At 64.5% G+C, this 17489-nt stretch carries 13 protein-coding genes; all 13 read right to left on the bottom strand.

Translation table 11 applies throughout. The features are described from left to right. Positions 1-16 precede the first annotated feature (16 nt). Positions 17-1534, bottom strand: a complete 1518-nt coding sequence (locus MLG87_RS13400; protein ID WP_243295648.1) for a lipopolysaccharide biosynthesis protein — start codon at positions 1532-1534, stop codon at positions 17-19. Beyond that, a complete protein-coding gene (gene rfbB / locus MLG87_RS13395; RefSeq protein ID WP_243295647.1) occupies positions 1535-2512 on the bottom strand; it encodes a dTDP-glucose 4,6-dehydratase in 978 nt (325 codons plus the stop codon). A 53-nt stretch (positions 2513-2565) separates the two neighbouring features. After that, entirely contained in the window at positions 2566-3402 is an 837-nt protein-coding gene (gene rfbD / locus MLG87_RS13390; protein ID WP_243295646.1) for a dTDP-4-dehydrorhamnose reductase, read from the bottom strand. Next, positions 3402-3902 carry a dTDP-4-dehydrorhamnose 3,5-epimerase family protein gene (locus tag MLG87_RS13385; protein WP_243295645.1) on the bottom strand — a complete coding sequence of 167 codons (501 nt, stop codon included), beginning with the start codon at positions 3900-3902 and terminating at the stop codon, positions 3402-3404. The genes rfbD and MLG87_RS13385 overlap by 1 nt, the downstream gene beginning before the upstream one ends. A gap of 2 nt (positions 3903-3904) precedes the next feature. Beyond that, positions 3905-4648 (bottom strand): sugar phosphate nucleotidyltransferase, encoded by a 744-nt coding sequence (locus MLG87_RS13380; protein ID WP_243295644.1) that lies wholly within the window; start codon positions 4646-4648, stop codon positions 3905-3907. 2 nt (positions 4649-4650) lie between these two features. Then, positions 4651-5631 (bottom strand): GumC domain-containing protein, encoded by a 981-nt coding sequence (locus MLG87_RS13375; RefSeq protein WP_243295643.1) that lies wholly within the window; start codon positions 5629-5631, stop codon positions 4651-4653. Between the two features lie 114 nt (positions 5632-5745). Continuing rightward, on the bottom strand, positions 5746-9969 hold the full coding sequence (gene rpoC / locus MLG87_RS13370) for a DNA-directed RNA polymerase subunit beta' (protein WP_243295642.1): 4224 nt from the start codon (positions 9967-9969) through the stop codon (positions 5746-5748). 77 nt (positions 9970-10046) lie between these two features. Continuing rightward, the gene (locus MLG87_RS13365) at positions 10047-10430 is read right to left on the bottom strand and encodes a GxxExxY protein (RefSeq protein WP_243295641.1); all 384 of its coding nucleotides are present in this window, start codon (positions 10428-10430) and stop codon (positions 10047-10049) included. Positions 10431-10466: 36 nt separating this feature from the next. Further along, entirely contained in the window at positions 10467-14861 is a 4395-nt protein-coding gene (gene rpoB, locus MLG87_RS13360; RefSeq protein WP_243295640.1) for a DNA-directed RNA polymerase subunit beta, read from the bottom strand. Between the two features lie 373 nt (positions 14862-15234). Beyond that, positions 15235-15612 carry a 50S ribosomal protein L7/L12 gene (gene rplL, locus MLG87_RS13355; RefSeq protein WP_243288282.1) on the bottom strand — a complete coding sequence of 126 codons (378 nt, stop codon included), beginning with the start codon at positions 15610-15612 and terminating at the stop codon, positions 15235-15237. A 47-nt stretch (positions 15613-15659) separates the two neighbouring features. Continuing rightward, complete coding sequence (gene rplJ, locus MLG87_RS13350) at positions 15660-16148, bottom strand: 50S ribosomal protein L10 (RefSeq protein WP_243295639.1); 489 nt, start codon at positions 16146-16148, stop codon at positions 15660-15662. Between the two features lie 10 nt (positions 16149-16158). Continuing rightward, the gene (gene rplA / locus MLG87_RS13345; RefSeq protein WP_243288284.1) at positions 16159-16851 is read right to left on the bottom strand and encodes a 50S ribosomal protein L1; all 693 of its coding nucleotides are present in this window, start codon (positions 16849-16851) and stop codon (positions 16159-16161) included. Positions 16852-16974: 123 nt separating this feature from the next. After that, positions 16975-17406, bottom strand: coding sequence for a 50S ribosomal protein L11 (gene rplK, locus MLG87_RS13340; RefSeq protein WP_243295638.1), 432 nt, complete (start codon positions 17404-17406; stop codon positions 16975-16977). Positions 17407-17489 lie beyond the last annotated feature (83 nt).

Genomic DNA, 17489 nt, shown 5'->3' with positions numbered 1-17489 from the left:
GACCTCCGAATGGGCTCTATCCCCCAGAAAGTTTCATAATTATAGTGTGACGATCTTCCTTGGTTAGGATAAGCATCCATGTCATTATTAGAGATAACATGGCTCCTAAAAATATTAGTATCAATCTGAGCTGAAGCCCTATATATAGACCATGAGCAATCCAATACAAAAACAAAAGTGGCATTGCTATACTTAAAGGAACTAATAACCCATGGATCAGATAAATTTTTATATCAACAGTGATTAACCTAGTGCGCGGGAAATTATAAAATAAATTACAAATAATTCCAACCATCGCACCAATAACCGTGCCAATGGCCACGCCAGCTGCTCCGATACGCAATCCAAGAACAATGCTCAGAACTAGGTTAATAGAACCTTCGACAAATGGAGTAATTAATACGACTCGCTGCTGCCCAGTCGCGATTAGCAAGGCTGCATAAGGAGTAGCTGTCAATCGGATCAAATTGCCAATCACGAGCAGCCGAAGCAAAGGCAGCGTAATCGTAGCCAGTTCTATTCCCACATAATGCCGGAGCAGGAATTCCCCTCCTAAAAGGAGCGGGAGACTGGAGGTCAAGAGTAACAGCACCCCGTATCGGGTGGCATTGAGAAGCATCCGCTGCAGCCGGGCCGCATCCTCCTCCGCCCCCAGGACCGCCCCGGCCGGAATAAGGACATTGAATACCGCATTCTGGAGGCCCGCCACAAAGGTGACGAGCCCCGTAGCGATGGCATAGGCGGGAACCGCCTTGAAATCCACCCGGCCAACGATCACCAAATCCAAGCCCGTAACCATGAGCATGGCCACATTCCATACGCTCAGGCTGAAGCTGTATTCCCAAAGTTCCTTGGCGGCCGTCAGGGCTGCCCGGCCCGGGTGGATGCGGCAGGAAGCCGCCCATAGGCGGTGCGCCACATACTGGGCCCCGTAGGTAAGTAGATTGATGCCCGCGAAGGCTTGGGCCATAGAGACGAGTGTTCCGCGATGGAATGCGATCCAGACCAGCACCACACCGGTGAGCAATCTGCTTCCAATCTGAATGAGGCCCGGCACTTCGTATCGCTGTCTTCCGACAAATACCCCCATAAAGACCGAAAATGGAAGACCGATGGCCATGGATAGCCCGACCCAGGCCATGGCCACCTGTGCTTCCCCACGTAGCTGAGCGGGAATTTTCGGAAACAAGTGGGGGAATGCTATGGATACAGCAATCATCCCCAAGGCCGCCACCAGGCCGGCCAGTGCCAAGCTCACCCAGGCGGTCGAAACCAGGGCATCGCGCCGATCGGTCTCCCCCGTGGTCTCGTAATGCGCCACAAAGCGCCCCACGGCCACCTGAAGGCCGAAATTCAGGAGGCCGGTGTAGGCTCCAACCTGAAGAATGAGAGCCCAGACCGCGTAGATGTCCCGGGATAGGTACTTCAGGAGAATGGGGGGAAGCACCACCGCCAAGAGGGCCGCCGAGGTGCCGCTCGCCACATTGGCAACGGCGTTCTTGAGCAGCACCCTCCGACTAATGGTTGGGCTCATCTAGGCCCTCCCGAGATACCAAGCCACCGTCTGCTGCAACCCCTCGGCGAAGGTGGCTTCGGCCCTCCACATTAGCTCGGTATGGATCTTGGTGGCATCAATGGCGTACCGCCGGTCATGCCCGGCTCGGTCTTGGACGAAGGTCTTGAGCTTGCGGCCGGTGCCCTGGGGGCGGCCCAGGTGCTGGTCCACGAGGTCGCAGAGCAGGTCGATCAGGGCCAGGTTGGTCTGCTCGTTGTCGCCACCCACGCAGTAGGTTTCGCCGGCGACGCCCTTCAGCATGACGGTTTCCAGGGCGGCGCAGTGGTCCTCGACATAGAGCCAGTCGCGGATGTTCAGGCCATCGCCGTAGATGGGGATCGGCTCGCCCTTGGCCATGCGGGTGATGGCCAGGGGGATGAGCTTCTCGGGGTGCTGGCGGGGGCCGTAGTTGTTGGAGCAGTTGGTCGTCACCACGTTCAGGCCGTAGGTGTGGTGGTAGGCGCGCACCAGGTGGTCGCTGCCGGCCTTGCTGGCGCTGTAGGGGCTGTTCGGCGCGTAAGCCATCTCTTCATGAAACTTCCCTGTGTCACCCAGGGAGCCATAGACTTCGTCCGTGCTGATGTGCAGGAAGCGGCAGTCCTTCTGACCGGCCCATGCCTGGCGGGCGGCCTCCAGCATGGCGAAGGTGCCGCCCAGGTTGGTCTGGATGAAGGCCGCGGGGCCCGTGATGCTGCGGTCCACGTGGCTTTCCGCCGCCAGGTGGAAGACCTTCTGCACGCGGTTCTTCTCGATGAGGTGGCGGGCCAGCTCCAGGTTCTGGATGTCGCCCACCACCAGCTCCACCCGGTCCAGGCCTTCGATCTGTTTTGGATCGGCCGCATAGGTGAGCTTGTCCAGCACGAGGATGCGGTCGCCCGGATGGTTCCGGTGCCAGCGATGGACCAGGTTGCTGCCGATGAAGCCGGCGCCGCCGGTGATGAGGATGGTTTCAGGCATGGAGGTTCACCACGGAGGACACAGAAGAAACGGTGGGGGGAGATCGGGGGCGCTCACAGCGCGGGCTGTTGGATCACTTCCAGGAGGGCACCACGCCAGTCGGGCATGCGGTCGGGGCCGAGGCTGCGGCGGCGGCTCCCGTCGAGGACGGAATAGGCCGGGCGCTTGGCAGGGGTGGGGTAGTCGGCCGTCGTGCAGGGGCAGAGGTCGGCGGCGATGCCCTTGGCCTCGAAGATGGCCTTCGCGAAGTCATGCCAGGTGGTCTCGCCGGCGCAGGTGGTGTGCACGAGGCCCTGCCATCCCTGCTCGGCGGCCACCTTGAGCTGGCGGGCCAGGGCACGGCATGTGGTGGGGGCGCCCCGCTGGTCGTCCACCACCCGAAGGGACCGGCCCTGGGCGGCAGCGTTCAGCATGGTGTTGAGGAAGTTCTTGCCCCAGGCATCGTAGAGCCAGCTGGTGCGGGCGATGAGGTGCCGGGAGCAGCGGGCGGCCTGGCGCTCGCCTTCGAGCTTGGTGCGGCCGTAGACGGACACGGGGTTCGTGGGATCGTCCTCCCGGTAAGGGCGGGTGCCCGTGCCGTCGAAGACGTAGTCCGTGCTGACCTGGATCAGCATGGCCTTCTGGGCCTCGCAGGCTTCGGCCAGCCAGCCCACGGCGGTGGCGTTGATCTTCTGGGCCAGCTCCGGCTCGGACTCGCAGCGGTCCACCTGGGTGAAGGCACCGCAGTTGACGACCACGTCGGGATGAACGCCGGAAATCACCGAATGGATGGCTTCCTCCCTGGAGAGGTCCAGCACCGATTCCTCGGGAAGCACGAGCTCGTGGTCCGCCCAGATGAGGCGGATGGCGTGGGCCAGCTGCCCCGAGGCGCCGGTGACGAGGACGCGCATCAGGCGTGCACCCGGCGTGCGCGCTCGTCCTTCACGAACGGGTTCTCGGGATCGTCCTCGTGGCGGATCTCGTCGATGGGCTCGGCCTTGCCCTGCCCCATGAACAGGCGGTCGGGGCAGTTGATGACGAAGCCGGGCTCGGCGCTGATGCAGCGGTAGCAGTGGACGACACCCTTGGGGATGATGGCGGAACCGGGGTTGTTGGCGCCCATGGCCACTTCCATGCGGTTCTGATAGGTGGGGCTGTCCGGGCGGTTGTCCCAGAGGGTGAGCTTGAAGTCGCCGGGGCCCACCCAGCAGAAGAGGTCCGCCTGGTCCACGTGCTCGTGGGGTCCCCGCAGCACGCCGGGGTTGGTGACGCTCACGTACGACATCTCGGGCCGGAACCAGGCGGGCAGCTCGTCGTGGCGGAAGATCTCCGCCAGCCACCCGCGCTCATCCACGAACTTGCGGAAGGAGGTGATCACCACGCCCTCGATGGGGCCTTTCTGGAATGCCATGGCTACTTCCCTCCGTTGGCCTGGGGGAACGGCGTCGCCTCCTGGATGGCCAGTTCGTTCGCGTGAGCCAGGCTCGGGAAGGTGCCCGCGTCGGTCCACCAGCCCTGGAAGGTGCCGAAGCTGAGCTGGCCCTTGGCGATGTAGGCGTTGTTCACGTCCGTGATCTCCATCTCGCCGCGGCCCGAGGGCTTCACGGTGCGGATGATGTCGAACACGGTGGCGTCGTAGAAGTAGATGCCCGTCACGGAGAGATTGGACTTCGGCGCCTTGGGCTTCTCCTCGATGCCCAGCACCTGGCCGTCCTTCACCTCGGCCACGCCGTAGCGCTGGGGATCTTCCACGGGCTTCAGCAGGATGCGGGCGCCCCTCCCCTGCTGGTCGAAGGCCTCGACCTCGGGCTTCAGGCTGTCCTGGAAGATGTTGTCGCCCAGGATCACGCAGATGGGCGAGCCGCCCGCGAAGTTCTCCGCCAGCCCCAGGGCCTGGGCGATGCCGCCGGCCTCGTCCTGGACCTTGTAGGTGAACCGGCAGCCGAAGTCCTTCCCGGAGCCCATCAGGGCGACCACGTCACCCATGTGCTCGGTGCCCGTGACGATGAGGATCTCCTCGATCCCGGCCTCGCGAAGCTTCCAGAGCGGATGCCAGATCATGGGGGCCATCCCCACCGGCAGCAGGTGCTTGTTCGTCACCTTGGTCAGCGGGAACAGGCGGGAGCCGGTGCCCCCGGCGAGAACAACGCCTTTCATGATCACTCCTGGACGGGGGTTGCAGGTTCGTCTTCATCCGCCAGCAGGCGGGCGCGCACCCACTCGCGGTTGAGCCAAGTCCATCCGCCAGCGCCCACCAGGAGCGCCACCAGGATGATGATCACCGACCGCGCCGGCTTGCTTTTGTCGATGGGCAGGTTGCCGGGATCCAGCAGGTTGAGAATGGGGATATCGTTCTTCTCTTCCAGCAGGGCCTGCTCGCGGTTCATGGCGAGGGTGGTGACGAGCTGCTGGCGGAGGCGGAGCTCGTTCTCCAAGCGGGTGCCCTTGAGGCGGACAGCGGGATCGGCGCTGCTCTGGTAGTTCCGGTTGCCTTCGAGGAAGCGGCGGAAGGCGTCCTCGGCCTGGTCCATCTCGTGGCGGGCATCGGCCAGGCGGGCCTCGGCGAAGAGGGCTTTCGCGCCGCCGCGGGTGTGGCCCTTTTCCTGGAGGAAGGTTTCCAGCAGCTTCCCGGCCCGCTGCACCACCTGCTGGGAAAGCTCGGGGGACTTGGTTTCGGCGCTGAGGGTGATGACCTTGGACTTCAGGTCGCGGGTGGCGGAGAGGACCTTGCCCAGCTCCTTCACGGCCCGGTCCATGTTCTTCTCGTCCACGTAGGCGTAGAGGGTGCCTTTTTCGAGGCGCTCGGCGCCGAAGCGCCAGGACCTCGCATGGTATTGGAACTCGGTCTGGAGCAGCTGCTCCCGCAGCCAGCGGCTGTTGAGGATGTCCACGAAGTTGGCGTCGTTGCCCTCGCCCCCGGGCACACTGACGCCGAAGGCCGCGGCGGCGGTGGCCAGGCCGCCGAGGCTGCCGCCCAGCCCCTTGGATTCCACCGGCAGGAGCCGGGCCTCGGAGCGGTAGTAGTTCGGCAGGAAGAGGGTGATGACCGCCGCCGCCAGACCGGCTGCCAGGGCCCATTGGAGGGGCTTCTTCAGGCTGGCTTTGAGGTCCAGGATCGGGATTGTGGACGAATTGGGCATAAGGGCATAGGTTACCAGAACCCCGGCAGGGACTGCCTCGCAGATCCTGTGCTGGACGCCACAAAAACAAGGGCGGGATCGCTCCCGCCCTTGCCGGTGCTGTGAAGATTGCGGCTACAGGTCTTCGCCGTCGATCTCGGTCATGCCCTGGAGCTCTTCGACGTGCTGGGCCATGCGGGCGTATTCGTCATCGAAGTCCTCGCCGCCCTGGAACTCGTTGGGGGTGGGCTCGGGGTACTCGCCTTCCTCGATCTCCAGGTTGCGGTAGTGGGCCATGCCGGTGCCGGCGGGGATGAGCCGGCCCAGGATGACGTTCTCCTTGAGGCCTCGGAGGTAGTCCACACGGCCTTCCAGGGCGGCCTCGGTGAGGACGCGGGTGGTCTCCTGGAAGCTGGCGGCGGAGATGAAGCTCTCGGAGGTGAGCGCGGCCTTGGTGATGCCGAGCAGCAGGGGCTCGCAGGTGGCGGGCTGGCCGCCCTCCTTCATGACCTGCTCGTTGATCTCCTTGAAGCGGTGCTTGTCCACCTTCTCCTCGACGATGAGCGGGGTGTCGCCCACGTCGGTGATGAGGACCCAGCGCATCATCTGGCGGATGATCACCTCGATGTGCTTGTCGTTGATCACCACGCCCTGGGCGCGGTAGACCTCCTGGACCTCGTTGACGAGGAAGGCCTGGAGGGCGCGGTCGCCCTGGACCTTGAGCAGATCATGGGGGCTGACGGCGCCCTCGGTGAGCTTCTCGCCGGCGCGGATCTCGTCGCCGTCCTGCACCTGGATGTGCTTGCCGCGGGGGATGAGGTACTCGCCCTTCTCCCCGGTCTCGGCCTCGACGATGACCTTCTGGTTGCCACGGACGCGGTTGCCGTACTTCGCGATGCCGGAGACCTCGCTGATGATGGCGGGTTCCTTGGGCTTGCGGCCCTCGAACAGCTCGGTGACGCGCGGCAGGCCGCCCGTGATGTCGGAGGTCTTGGCCTGCTGGCGGCTGGTCTTGGCGATGACGTCGCCGGGCAGCAGCTCCTGGCCCTCCTCCACCTCGATGTAGGCGCCGGTGGGGATGTTGTAGCGCTTGAGGACCTTGTGGTTGTCCCCCTTCACGTTGATGTGGGGGTGGATCTTGTCGTCGGTGGGATCGATGACCTTCTTGCGGAAGTTGCCGGAGATCGGGTCCTTCTCTTCCTGGTAGGAGACGTTGACTTCGAATTCCTTGAAGTCCGCGACGCCGCCCACTTCGGTGAGGAGCACGTCGTTGTAGGGATCCCACTCGGCGAGCACGGTGCGGGGCTCGACGGCCTCCTTGTCCTTCACCTTGAGGATGGCGCCGGAGGTGATCTTGTAGCGCTCGCGCTCGTTGCCGTCCGCGTCGGTCACCAGGAGGTAGCCGTTGCGGGTGAGGGCCACGGTCTCGCCCTTGCGGTTGACCACGGTCTTGCCCTGGAGGCCTTCGTACTTCACGATGCCGGCGATCTGGGCCTCGTGGGTGCTCTTCTCGGAGGTGCGGCTCGCGGCGCCGCCCACGTGGAAGGTGCGCATGGTGAGCTGGGTGCCGGGTTCGCCGATGGACTGGGCGGCGATGACGCCCACGGCCTCGCCGAGGTCCACCAGGCGGCCGGTGCTCAGGTTCAGGCCGTAGCACTTGGCGCAGATGCCGCGCCGGGCCTCGCAGGTGAGGGCGGAGCGGATCTTGACCTTGGCGATGCCGCTGGTCTCGATCTTGAACGCCAGTTCCTCGGAGATGAGGGTGCCCGCGGGGGCCCGCACGATGGACGGATCGTAGGGATCCACGATGTCCTCGAGGCAGACGCGGCCCATGATGCGGTCGCGCAGGCGGGAGCGGATGGTGCCGTCGCTGTTGACGATGGCTTCCACCTCGATGCCGCCCAGGGTTTCGCAGTCGTCCTCGTTGACGATGACGTCCTGCGCCACGTCCACCAGCTTGCGGGTGAGGTAGCCGGAGTCGGCCGTCTTCAGCGCGGTGTCCGCGAGGCCCTTGCGAGCACCATGGGTCGAGATGAAGTACTGCAGAACCGAGAGGCCTTCCTTGAAGTTCGCGGTGATGGGCGTCTCGATGATGTCGCCGCTGGGCTTGGCCATGAGGCCGCGCATGCCGGCCACCTGGCGGATCTGCGTCTTGGAACCGCGGGCGCCGGAGTCGGCCAGGATGTAGATGGAGTTGAGGAACGTGTCGTTCTCGTTCCGCTTCTCCAGCTCCTTCATCATGTCGCTGGCCACCTGGTCGCTGGTCTTGGACCAGACTTCCAGGATGCGGTTGTAGCGCGTGGAGGAGTCGAGGCGGCCCTCGTAGGCTTCCTTCTCAATGGCGCGGACGTCCTCGGTGGCGCTCTTGAGGAGCTTGCCCTTGGTGTCAGGCACGACCAGGTCGTCGATACCCACGGACACGCCGGCGCGCATGGCCCACTGGAAGCCGGTGTCCTTCATGGCGTCCAGCATGCGGATGGTGACCTCGGGGCCGTTCAGCTTGTAGGCGCGGTTCACGAGGGAGAGCAGGCCCTCCTTCTTGAGCAGGCCGTTGATGAAGGGCAGCTCGGCAGGCAGGGCGCGGTTGAAGAGCACGCGGCCCACGGTGGTGGTCTTGAGCTGGTTCTTCACGGTCTCGGCGGGCGCCTCGAAGACCTCCTGCTCGGAGTTCTTCTTGGGGTCCTTCGCATGCCAGGCCTCGGTATCCACCCACTCGCCGGTGTAGCGCAGCTGGATGATGGCATGGGTGTCCACGACGCCGGCATAGTGGGCAGCCACCACGTCGTTGACGCTGCTGAAGACCATGCCCTCGCCCTTGCGGCCGGTGCGCTTCTTGGTGAGGTAGTAGCCGCCGAGCACGATGTCCTGGCTGGGCACCACGTTCGGACGGCCGTTGGCGGGGTTGAGGATGTTCTGGGTGGACATCATCAGCACCTTGGCCTCGATCTGGGCCATGGGGCTGAGGGGCACGTGCACGGCCATCTGGTCGCCGTCGAAGTCGGCGTTGAAGGCGGTGCAGACCAGGGGATGCAGGCGGATGGCCTTGCCTTCCACCAGCACGGGCTGGAAGGCCTGGATGCCGAGGCGGTGGAGGGTCGGGGCGCGGTTCAGCAGGACCGGGTGGTCCTTGATGACCTCTTCCAGCACGTCCCAGACCTCGGGACGGCCCTCTTCCACCATCTCCTTGGCCTGGCGGATGGTGGCGGCGAAGCCCTTGTGCTCGAGCCGGTTGAAGATGAAGGGCTTGAACAGCTCGAGCGCCATCTTCTTGGGCAGGCCGCACTGGTGCAGCTTGAGATCGGGACCCACCACGATGACGGAGCGGCCCGAGTAGTCCACGCGCTTGCCGAGCAGGTTCTGGCGGAACCGGCCCTGCTTGCCCTTGAGGGCGTCGCTGAGGGACTTCAGGGGGCGGTTGCTGACGCCTCGCAGGAGGCGGCCGCGCTTGCCGTTCTCGAAGAGGGCGTCCACGGCCTCCTGCAGCATGCGCTTCTCGTTGCGCACGATGACGTCGGGGGCCTTGAGCTCCAGCAGCTTCTTGAGGCGGTTGTTGCGGTTGATGACGCGGCGGTAGAGGTCGTTGAGGTCGGAGGTGGCGAAGCGGCCGCCGTCGAGGGGCACCAGGGGGCGCAGCTCGGGGGGCAGCACGGGCACCACGTCGAGGATCATCCACTCGGGCTTGTTGCCGGAGCGGTGGAAGGATTCCGCCACCTTGAGGCGCTTGGCGATCTTGCTGCGCTTCTGGCTGGAGGTCTCCTTCTTCATGAGGTCGCGGAGCTCGATGGTGAGCGCCTCGATGTCCACCTGCTTGAGCAGCCCCTTGATGGCCTCGGCCCCCATCTGGGCCTTGAAGCCCTCGCCGTGGAGGCTGCGGGCCTCGCGGAACTTGTCCTCGTTGAGGATCTCGCCTTCCTTCATGCCCGTGCCGCCGGACTCGGTGACGGCATAGGCCTCGAAGTAGAGCACCCGCTCAAGATCCTTCAGGGGGATGTCCAGCAGGTAGCCGATGCGGCTGGGCACGCCCTTGAAGAACCACACGTGGCTGACCGGGCTGGCCAGCGCGATGTGGCCCATGCGCTCGCGGCGCACGGACTTCTTGGTGACTTCGACGCCGCACTTGTCGCAGGTGACGCCCTTGAACTTCTGCCGCTTGTACTTGCCGCAGAGGCATTCCCAGTCGTTGACGGGCCCGAAGATGCGGGCGCAGAAGAGGCCGTCGCGCTCGGGCTTCAGGCTGCGGTAGTTGATGGTCTCGGGCTTGGTGACCTCGCCCTTGGACCAGGAGCGCATCTTGTCCGGGCTGGCCAGGGACACCCGGATGCACTCGTAGGCGTTGATGTTCTGCTGCTCAGGATACATGGGGGCCTCTCTAAAGATTCACCACGGAGACACGGAGGGCACGGAGGAAAAACACGGAGTAGAGCACGGAGGAAGGGCTACAGGACACGGCGGACGATGCCATCTTTCATGATCGGGACGTTAAAGTTCAGCAACAGGCCCACACGTGTGCCAGTCAATCTCATGTAGGTCATCAACTGGGCTTCGTGGACGGGGAGGATGCCTTCCTGGCTCTTCAGTTCGACGATGATCTTGCCTTCGATCAGGAGATCCAGACGGAAGGCGGCTTCGACATGCAGGCCCTTGTAATCCAGGGGCAGCGTGACCTGTCGCTGGAAGGAAAGGCCACGGATCTGTAGTTCGTGGCAGAGGCAGGACTCGTACGTCGATTCAAGCAGGCCAGGGCCAAGGTGCTTGTGGACCTCGATGGCGGCCCCAAGCACCTTCTCCGTGATCTCTCCGTGAATCAGTTCTCCGTGCACTCCGTGCCTCCGTGGTGGATCGTTCGACCGGTACGGTCAGCCTTCGATGGTGAAGACCGCGGGTTCCTCTTCCGTCAGGCCTGGATCCAGCTCCTCGCGGGTGAGCATCTCGACATCGATGCACAGCGCGTTGAGTTCCTTCTTCACGACGTTGAAGCTCTCGGGGAGGCCGGGATCCTTGATGGTCTCGCCCTTGATGATGGCCTGGTAGATCTGGGTGCGGCCGTGCATGTCGTCGGACTTGTAGGTGAGCAGCTCCTGCAGCACGTGGGCGGCGCCGTAGGCCTCGAGGGCCCACACTTCCATCTCGCCGAAGCGCTGGCCGCCGAACTGGGCCTTGCCGCCGAGGGGCTGCTGGGTGATGAGGCTGTAGGGCCCGATGCTCCGGGCGTGGATTTTGTTGTCCACCAGGTGGTGCAGCTTGAGCATGTAGACGCAGCCCACGTTCACGGGCTGCTCGAAGGCCTCGCCGGTCATGCCGTCGAAGAGCATGGTCTTGCCGGTGATGTCCGGGCCCAGCTTGCCGTTCTTCTCCCAGGCCTGGGTGAGGAAGCCCTTGATGTCCGCCTCGCGGGCGCCGTCGAAGACGGGCGTGGAGAAGTGGACGCCGAGGGTCTTGCCGGCCCAGCCCAGGTGGCACTCGAGCACCTGGCCGATGTTCATGCGGGAAGGCACGCCGAGGGGGTTCAGCACGATGTCCACCGGGCGGCCATCGGGCAGGTAGGGCATGTCCTCCACGGGGAGGATGCGGCTGACCACGCCCTTGTTGCCGTGGCGGCCGGCCATCTTGTCGCCGACCTGCAGCTTGCGCTTCACGGCCACGTAGCACTTCACGGTCTTGAGGACGCCGGGCATGAGCTCGTCGCCCTTGAGCAGGCGCTCCATGCGCTCGTCGAGGATGTTGCGCAGGACCTTGAGCTGGCTCTCGGTCTTGTCGAGGATGTCCAGCACCTCGGTCTCGATGCGGTTCTTGCCGGCGGCCACGGAGATCTGCCGGAAGCGGTGGTAGGGCACGGCTTCGAGCATGTTCTGGGTGAGCTTCTTGCCCTTGGGCAGCAGCTCCTTCTGGCCCTTGTCGTCCGTGAGGGTCTCGGAGAGCTCCTTGCCCTTCAGCAGGGCCACGATCTTCTTCTTGGCCTCGGCGCGGATGATGCGCTCCTCGTCGGAGAGGTCCTTCTCCCACTTGGCGATCTGGTCGCGCTCGATCTGCTGGGTGCGGAGGTCCTTCTCCTGGCCCTTGCGGGTGAACACCTTGATGTCCACCACGGTGCCCTCGATGCCCGGGGGCACCGTGAGGCTGGCGTCCTTCACGTCGCTGGCCTTCTCGCCGAAGATGGCGCGAAGCAGCTTCTCCTCGGGGCTGAGGATGGTCTCGCCCTTGGGTGTGACCTTGCCCACCAGGATGTCGCCGTGGCGCACGGTGGCGCCGGTGCGGATGATGCCCGACTCGTCGAGGTTCTTGAGGGCCTCCTCGCGCACCTGGGGGATGTCGCGGGTGATCTCTTCGGGGCCCAGCTTGGTGTCGCGGGCGTGGACCTCGAACTCCTCGATGTGAATGGTGGTGTAGAGGTCTTCCTTCACCACGCGCTCGGAGATCAGGATCGCGTCCTCGAAGTTGTAACCGCGCCAGGGCATGTAGGCCACGACCAGGTTGCGGCCCAGGGCCAGCTCGCCGTGGTCCGTGCAGGGACCGTCAGCCAGGATCTGGCCCTCGGTGACGTACTCGCCCTTCTTCACGAGGGGCATCTGGTTGAGGCAGGTGTTCTGGTTGCTGCGGGCGAACTTCACCAGGGTGTAGATGTCCACCCCGGACTCGACGCCCTCGGTCTCAGGGTCATCCTCGACGCGGACCACGATGCGGTTGGCGTCCACGGTCTCCACGATGCCGGAGCGGCGGCAGACCACGCAGGCGCCGGAATCCTTGGCGGCCACGTATTCCATGCCGGTGCCCACGATGGGGGCCTCGGTGCGGATGAGGGGCACCGCCTGGCGCTGCATGTTGGCGCCCATGAGGGCTCGGTTGGCGTCGTCGTTCTCGAGGAAGGGGATGAGGCTGGCAGCGACGGAGACCACCTGCTTGGGACTCACATCCATGAGGGTGACCTTGTCCCGGGCGACGATCTTCGTCTCGCCGGCGACACGGACGGTCACGTCCTCGTCGAGGATGGCGCCGTCGGCGTCCACGGGAACGTTGGCCTGCGCGATGACGTGCTCGTCCTCCTCCCAGGCGGAGAGGTAGAAGGCATGCATCTCGAACTTGGCGGCGCGCTTGCCGGCCTTGGTCAGCTTCTTGTTCTCGGCTTCCAGGTCTTCGAGGCGGACCACGTCCATATAGCCGAACTTGGAGTCGCCCACGCTGGTGACCTTGGCGAAGTGGACGATGCGGCCGTTCTCCACCTTCAGGTAGGGGCTCTCGATGAAGCCGAACTCGTTGATGCGGGCGTAGCAGGAGAGCGAGCTGATGAGGCCGATGTTCGGGCCTTCAGGCGTCTCGATGGGGCAGATGCGGCCGTAGTGGGAGGTGTGCACGTCGCGCACCTCGAACCCCGCGCGGTCGCGGCTGAGGCCGCCCGGTCCGAGGGCCGAGAGGCGGCGCTTGTGGGTGATCTCGGACAGCGGGTTGGTCTGGTCCATGAACTGGGAGAGCTGGCTGCTGCCGAAGAACTCCTTCATGGCCGCGATGACGGGCTTGCTGTTGATCAGGTCGTGCGCCTGCAGGGGGCTGTTGGGATCCTGCGCGATGCTGAACTTCTCCTTGATGGCGCGCTGCACGCGCACCAGGCCCACGCGGAAGCCGTTCTCCAGGAGCTCGCCCACGGACCGCACGCGGCGGTTGCCCAGGTGGTCGATGTCGTCGGCGCGCACGGGGGCGATCTCACCGATGTCCTGGCGGGTGGTGTCGTACTTCTTCAGGCGCAGGAGGTAGTGGACGGTCTGGACGAAGTCGTCCGTGCCGAGGGTGCGGAAGTCCAGGTCGGTGCTGAGGCCCAGCTTGGCGTTGATCTTGTGCCGGCCCACCTTGCTGAGGTCGTACTTCTGGGGGTCGAAGAACATGCCGTAGAGCAGCTTCTTGCTGGATTCCAGCGTGGCGGGCTCGCCGGGCCGGATCTTCTTGAAGAGCTCCTTGGCGGCTTCCTCGCTGTCCTCGGTGTGATCCTTGGCCAGGGTCTCGGAGAAGATCTTGCCGGTGAGGTCGGCCTCGGGGAAGCAGACGTCGAAGGACTGCACGTCGTTGGCCAGGAACATCTCCAGGTGGGTCTGGAGGAAGGGCTCGTTGGCCTCCATGAGCACTTCGCCGGTGCCCATGTTCACGATGTCCTGCAGCAGCACGGCGCCGTCGAGCATCTCCCGCTCCACGGGCACGTCCTTGATGCCCGCCTTCTCCATCTGCTCGAGGACGCGGCGGGTGATCTTCTTGTCCTTGGCGAGGATCTCTTCCTTCGTCTTGGGGTGCTTCACGGCCTCGCCGAGCTTGCGACCCACCAGCAGCTCGCTCACGGCCACGCTCAGCTTGCCCTTCTTGAGGAAGAAGGTGGCGGGGGCGTAGAAGTGGCGGAGCATGGTCTCGTTGGAGCCGAGGTCCTCACTGAACAGGCCCAGGGCGCGCATGAAGGTGGCGCCGAGGAACTTGCGCTTGCGGTCGATGCGGGCGTAGAGCAGGCCCTTGGAATCGAGCTCGAACTCGATCCAGGAGCCGCGGTAGGGGATGATCTGGGAGCTGTAGAGGCTCTTGTCCGGCGCGATGCTGAAGAAGACGCCGGGGCTGCGATGCAGCTGGCTCACGATCACGCGCTCGGTGCCGTTGATGATGAAGGTGCCGCGGTCGGTCATGATCGGCAGGTCGCCGAAGTAGACTTCCGAATCCTGGCTCTGCTTGAAGCGCCGGTTGCCCTTGTCGTCCTTGTCGAACTGGTTGAGGCGCACGCGGATCTTCAGGGGGGCGGCCATGGTGGCGCCGCGCTCGACGCACTCGTCCATGCCCATCTTCTGCTTCATCGAGACGGGCTCCTGGCACACGTCACAGATGGTCGCGGCGTTCTTGTTGCGGGTGCCGCACTTGGGACAGTCCACCGTGGGATCCTTCGGGTGGTCCGACACGATGCTGTGGCCGCACTGCTTGCAGCTCGTGCGGAGGTGTTCCAGGCCCAGGTACTTCTCGCACTTGCAGGCCCAGTGGCCCACGGTGTAGTCGAGGAACTCGACTTCGAGGGTGGCGTCCGTGCCATCGGCGTTCTTGCCGTTGTGCACGGGGAACATCGACTCGAACACGGCCTTGAGGCCGCGGGACTCCCGCTCGCTGTGGAGCAGGTTCATCTGGAGGAACTCGTCGTAGCTCCGCTTCTGGATGTCGATCAGGTTCGGGATGGGGACCAGGGACCGGATCTTCGAGAAGTTGTGGCGCTGGCGGTAGATGTTCTGCTGAACACTCATGGTTCGCTCCAGATGAAGTTGGCGGAACCTTCGATGAACGGCGCGCGACGCAGTGGGGCGGTGTCGCGGGCCTTGAGCAAAGACGGCGATGCCCCCGGAGCCGCGGCCCCGGGGAAGGGATCAGAAGTCGGCGACGCGGACCACGCAGACAACACACGCACCGAAGGCCACCCCGCCACCCATCGGTGGAGGGAGCGGCCCAGCAAGGTGATTGGCGCTGCGGCGGAAGGCGTTTCGCAACCAGGGGCCTTTGAAGGTGGCGGGACCGCCCGAGGGACCGGGCGGAAGGAATAATCGTACCATGTCCAGACAAAACCGCAAAGCGCAAGGTGCAGGAGGCACCCCACGCTTTGCGTTAGTGCAGGAAAAGGAACTACTTGATCTCGACCTTGGCGCCAGCGGCTTCGAGCTTTTCCTTGATCTTCTGAGCTTCGTCCTTGGCCACGCCTTCCTTGACGGGCTTGGGGGCGCCGTCAACGAGGTCCTTGGCCTCCTTGAGGCCCAGGCCGGCGACGATCTCGCGGACGGCCTTGATGACGTTCAGCTTGTTGGCGCCGGCGTCAGCCAGGATGACGTTGAATTCCGTCTGCTCTTCGGCAGCGGCGGCCGGGGCGGCGCCGCCGGCGGCGGGAGCGGCCATGGCGGCGGCGGAGACGCCGAAGCGCTCCTCAAGGGCCTTGACCAGGTTCGCCAGGTCAAGGACGGTCATGGTTTCGATCTCAGCGATGAGCTGGTCGGCGGTGAGAGCCATGATGGCCTCCTACATGCGATGAAAGGTTTTGGATTCGGGGTTGGGAGCTACTCGCCGGCCTTCTGCTTGCGGATGCCATCGAGGGCGACCGCCAGACCGGAGATGGGGTACTGCATGAGGTAGAGCAGCTTGGCGATGAGCACATCGCGGCTCGGCAGCTCGGCCAGGGTCTGCAGCTGGGCGGCGTTGATGGCCTTGCCGTCCATGATGCCGGCCTTGAAGGTGGCAGCCGGGTTGTCCTTCAGGAAGCCGTTGATGGCCTTCGCAAGGGCGACGACGTCGTCCTTGGTGGTGGCCACGGCGCTGTTGCCCTTGAAGGAACCGCCGAGGCCCTCGAAGGTGGTGTCCTTCACGGCCAGGCGGAGCAGCGTGTTCTTGCCGACGCGGTAGTGACCCTTGCTCTCGCGGATGTTCTTGCGGAACGCGGTGTCCTTCTCGACCCCGAGGCCCTTGAATTCGATCACGACGGCCGAGGTGGCCGTGGCGAAGGTCTCCTTGAGCTCGGCGACTTCAGCGATCTTCTGATTCTTTTCCATGGTCGGCCTCCTACTTCTCAACGCTTGTGGTGTTGAGGGTGACCGAGGGGCCCATCGTGGAGGCGATGTACATCGTCTTCACGTACTTGCCCTTCGCCGTGGCGGGCTTGGCCTTGTTCACGGCATCGATGAGCGCCTTGGCGTTCTCTTCCAGCTTCTCGACGCCGAAGGAGAGCTTGCCCACGGGCGCGTGGATGATGCCGGTCTTGTCGACGCGGTACTCCACCTTGCCGGCCTTGATCTCCTTGATGGCCTGGGCCACGTTGAAGGTCACGGTGCCGGTCTTGGGGTTGGGCATGAGGCCGCGGGGGCCCAGCACCTTACCGAGACGGCCGACGCCCTTCATCATGTCGGGGGTCGCGACCAGGGCATCGAAGTCGAGGAACCCGCCGGCGATCTTCTCGACCAGCTCGTCCCCGCCCACGATCTCGGCGCCCGCCGCTTCCGCTTCCTTGATCTTCTCGCCACCCGCGATCACCGCCACGCGCATCGTCTTGCCCGTTCCGTGGGGCAGGACGATGGTGCCGCGGACCATCTGGTCCGCGTGGCGGGGATCCACGCCGAGCCGCATGTGCACTTCAACCGTCTCGTCGAACTTGGCGTAGGCCGTGTCCTTCACGACGGTGAGCGCATCCTTGAGCTCGTAGGGGCGATCTTCGATCTTGGCCGCGGCAGCCCGGTACTTCTTTCCAGGTTTTGCCATATTGGCTCCTACTCGAACGATCTCCCGCGATGACGGTCGCGGTGGCCGGGATCACTGCACGACGCAGTTCTCCAACAGGTGAATCGAAACGCTCGCGTGGGCTTGGGACCCACGCGGAAAAAATCAATCGATGACTTCGACGCCCATGGAGCGCGCGGAGCCGGCGATGGAACGGACGGCGGCCTCGAGGCTGCCGGCGGTGAGGTCGGGCATCTTCACCTTGGCGATCTCGGCGAGCTGCGCCTTGGTGATCTTGCCGACCTTCTGCTTGTTGGGCGTGGGGCTGCCCTTGTCCAGGCCGATCTTCTTCTTGATCAGCACGGCGGCGGGCGGGGTCTTGAGGATGAAGCTGAAGCTGCGGTCGGCGTAGACGGTGATGACGACGGGGAGGGTGGTGCCCTTCTCCACCGCGCCCACGGACTTCGCGTTGAACTGCTTCACGAACTCCATGATGTTGACGCCGTGCTGGCCCAGCGCGGGACCGACGGGAGGGGCCGGCGTGGCCTCGCCCGCGGGCAGCTGCAGCTTGATGTAGCCGGTGATCTTCTTTGCCATGGGTGTGCTCCCGCGGGGGATTCCGGCGCATGCCGGCGACGCCCGCCTTGTAGGGTGGCGTGTCCCGAGAGGCCGCCAACCGG

This window comes from Geothrix mesophila (assembly GCF_022808835.1).
Lineage (GTDB): Bacteria > Acidobacteriota > Holophagae > Holophagales > Holophagaceae > Geothrix > Geothrix paludis.
The sequence above is the reverse complement of the archived record's forward strand: the minus strand, read 5'-3'. Positions and strand labels throughout refer to the sequence as shown.

Bases quoted from the DNA above. Each gene is read 5' to 3' on its own strand.
- MLG87_RS13400 (WP_243295648.1), bottom strand. From the start codon at position 1,534: ATGAGCCCAACCATTAGTCGGAGGGTGCTGCTCAAGAACGCCGTTGCC.
- rfbB (WP_243295647.1), bottom strand. From the start codon at position 2,512: ATGCCTGAAACCATCCTCATCACCGGCGGCGCCGGCTTCATCGGCAGC.
- rfbD (WP_243295646.1), bottom strand. From the start codon at position 3,402: ATGCGCGTCCTCGTCACCGGCGCCTCGGGGCAGCTGGCCCACGCCATC.
- MLG87_RS13385 (WP_243295645.1), bottom strand. From the start codon at position 3,902: ATGGCATTCCAGAAAGGCCCCATCGAGGGCGTGGTGATCACCTCCTTC.
- MLG87_RS13380 (WP_243295644.1), bottom strand. From the start codon at position 4,648: ATGAAAGGCGTTGTTCTCGCCGGGGGCACCGGCTCCCGCCTGTTCCCG.
- MLG87_RS13375 (WP_243295643.1), bottom strand. From the start codon at position 5,631: ATGCCCAATTCGTCCACAATCCCGATCCTGGACCTCAAAGCCAGCCTG.
- rpoC (WP_243295642.1), bottom strand. From the start codon at position 9,969: ATGTATCCTGAGCAGCAGAACATCAACGCCTACGAGTGCATCCGGGTG.
- rpoB (WP_243295640.1), bottom strand. From the start codon at position 14,861: ATGAGTGTTCAGCAGAACATCTACCGCCAGCGCCACAACTTCTCGAAG.
- rplL (WP_243288282.1), bottom strand. From the start codon at position 15,612: ATGGCTCTCACCGCCGACCAGCTCATCGCTGAGATCGAAACCATGACC.
- rplJ (WP_243295639.1), bottom strand. From the start codon at position 16,148: ATGGAAAAGAATCAGAAGATCGCTGAAGTCGCCGAGCTCAAGGAGACC.
- rplA (WP_243288284.1), bottom strand. From the start codon at position 16,851: ATGGCAAAACCTGGAAAGAAGTACCGGGCTGCCGCGGCCAAGATCGAA.
- rplK (WP_243295638.1), bottom strand. From the start codon at position 17,406: ATGGCAAAGAAGATCACCGGCTACATCAAGCTGCAGCTGCCCGCGGGC.